2 protein-coding genes are annotated in these 2528 nt (G+C 71.8%); one reads left to right on the top strand and one right to left on the bottom strand.

The features are described from left to right. Positions 1–945: aminodeoxychorismate/anthranilate synthase component II (locus LQV45_RS25495; RefSeq protein ID WP_230009424.1), on the top strand; the 945-nt coding region annotated here is incomplete at its 5' end. Between the two features lie 155 nt (positions 946–1100). Here the strand turns inward: LQV45_RS25495 and LQV45_RS25490 are convergent. Further along, positions 1101–2417, bottom strand: coding sequence for an RIP metalloprotease (locus LQV45_RS25490; RefSeq protein WP_230009423.1), 1317 nt, complete (start codon positions 2415–2417; stop codon positions 1101–1103). Between the last annotated feature and the right edge of the window lie 111 nt (positions 2418–2528).

The raw sequence follows: 2528 nt of genomic DNA, 5'->3' as shown, positions 1-2528 counted from the left end.
GCGTACCTCGTCGACGGACGCCTGCGGGTGCCCGTCGGTGCGACGCTCGTGCGCCACTCCGACCCGTACGGCGAGGTCGGCGAGACGCACGGCAAGGCCGCCGGCGTGCTCGGCGCGATCGGCGCGATCCCGCGCGACTCGGCCCCCGCCGCCGACGCCGACGCCGACCCCGACGCGCCGGTCGCCCCGCGTCGCCCGCTCGCCGAGGATCCCGCGATCGCGGAGCTCCTGGCATCCCGCAACGACCGGCTCGCCCCGTTCTGGATGAACCCGCAAGACCCCGACGGTTCGGGACCCTTCGCCGGGCGCACCGCTCTGGTCGTGGATGCCGAGGACCGCTTCACCACGATGCTCGCGCACCAGCTGCGCCACCTGGGGCTCGACGCCCGGATCGTGCACTGGTCGGAAGCGACCGACGCCGACGTGGACGCGGCCGACCTCGTGGTCGCGGGCCCCGGTCCGGGGGACCCGCGCGACGACAGCCCCCGCATGGAAGCGATGCGCCGCGTCGTCTCCCGCCGTCTGTTCCGCCGCGCTCCCCTGCTGGCGGTGTGCCTGAGCCATCAGATCCTGGCCGATCAGCTGGGCATCGATCTCGCGCCCCTCGCGCAGCCGCACCAGGGCCTGCAGAAGAGCGTCGACGTGTTCGGCGAGCCCGCCGCGATCGGTTTCTACAACACGTTCACGGCGCGGGTCGCCCCCGGCACGACCGAACGCGGGATCACCGTCGGGTCCGTCACGGCCATCTCGGAGCCCACCGACGCCGTGTCGTCCCTGCCGACGGCCGGCCTGGACATCGCGGTGGAGGTCTCGGCGGATGCAGAGACCGGCGACGTGTACTCCCTGCGCGGCCCCGCCGTGGCGAGCGTGCAGGGACACCTCGAGTCGATCCTGTCCCGCGACGGCATGCGCACCCTCGAGCGCCTCATCGCCTTCGCCCTCTGACGCGGCCGGTCGGTCGGCCCGCGACGCCGGGCCGCGCGGACACAACGAAGGAAATCCGTCCCGCGAGCAGGCAGCCACCCGGCCGGGCGGCGGTGACGGGCGCCGATCTCCTTCGTTGTGTCCGCGGACTCGGCGGGACGGCGAGAAGCGCGGTGCTACAGGAGCTGGATCGGGTTGAAGACGTCGGCGAGGAACAGGACGCCGCCCATGCCGATGAGCAGCACGACAACGACGAAGGTCAGGGGCACGAGCTTGGTGGCATCCACGGGTCGGGCGACCTTCCCGCGAACGCGGGCGATCCAGCGCTTCAGCCCGTCCCACAGCGCCACCACGACGTGGCCGCCGTCCAGCGGCAGAAGCGGAATGAGGTTGAAGACGAACAGGGCGATGTTCAGCGCCGCCAGCAGGCTGATGATCGACTGCACCCTGGCAAGGATCGGCGCGTCGACCGCGGCGAACTCGCCCGCGAGACGCCCGGCGCCCACGACGCTGAGCGGACCGTTCGGGTCGCGCGGCTGGCCGGTGAACAGGTCGACCGCGGTGTCGTAGACGCGCACGGGCAGCTGCGTCATGATCTGCCCGACGGCCCCGACCTGCTGGATCGTCGCTTCGGGGCCGGCCCAGATCGGCTGCGGGACGAGAGCGGACTGGGGGCTCAGTCCCGCGAAGCCGACCGTCTGATACTCCGTCGCGCCGGCGGCATCCACCGCGGGACGCCCGTCCGACCCGATCACCGCACGGTCCGTGGAGACGGGGGTGACCGTGAGGGTCTGCGCGGTGCCGTCGCGCTCGACGACGACGGGCAGCGCCTGACCCGGCGAGCGCTGGATGATCGCCGCGGCCTCGTCGAACGTCGAGACGGGGGTGCCGCCGATCGAGACGATCGTGTCGCCCGGACGGATGCCGGCGGCCGCCGCCGGAGCGGTCGGGTCGCTGGACTGGCAGTCGGCGCGCTCGGCACTGGCGGGGATGACGCACTGCGAGACCGATGCCACCGTCGTGGTCCCCTGCGTGACGCCGATGGCGCTGAGGGCGATCGCCGAGAGGACGAAGGCCAGGAGGAGGTTCATCACCGGCCCCCCGAGCATGATGATGATCCGCTTCCAGACCGGGAGCTTGTAGAAGACCCGGTCATCGCCCGCGATCATCGTCTCGGCGTTCGCGTCGCGCGCGTCCTGGATCATCGTGGCGAACAGCCGCGAGCGACGTGTGGGCCGTGCCTCGCCGTCGGGGGCGGGCGGGAACATGCCCGACATCGAGATGAATCCGCCGAGCGGAAGCAGCTTGACGCCGTACTCCGTCTCACCGATACGACGCGACCACAGCGTGGGCCCGAACCCGATCATGTACTGCCCGACGCGCACGCCGAAGAGCTTCGCGGGCAGCAGATGCCCGATCTCGTGCAGGGCGATCGAGACGGCCAGGCCGATCACGAGCACGAGCACGCCGATGAGGAAGGCGATCGCGGTCACCTCCAGAAGATACCGCCGTCGCCCTTTGAACCGCCCGTGCGGCGGCGATGCGATGCCTGTGCGGGGTCGGATGAGACAATGGCGGGGATGCCGATCGACACGCCCTCCCAC

The organism is Microbacterium sp. Bi128 (assembly GCF_918698205.1).
Note: the sequence above shows the minus strand (reverse complement) of the source record. Positions and strands in the feature narration are given on the sequence as shown.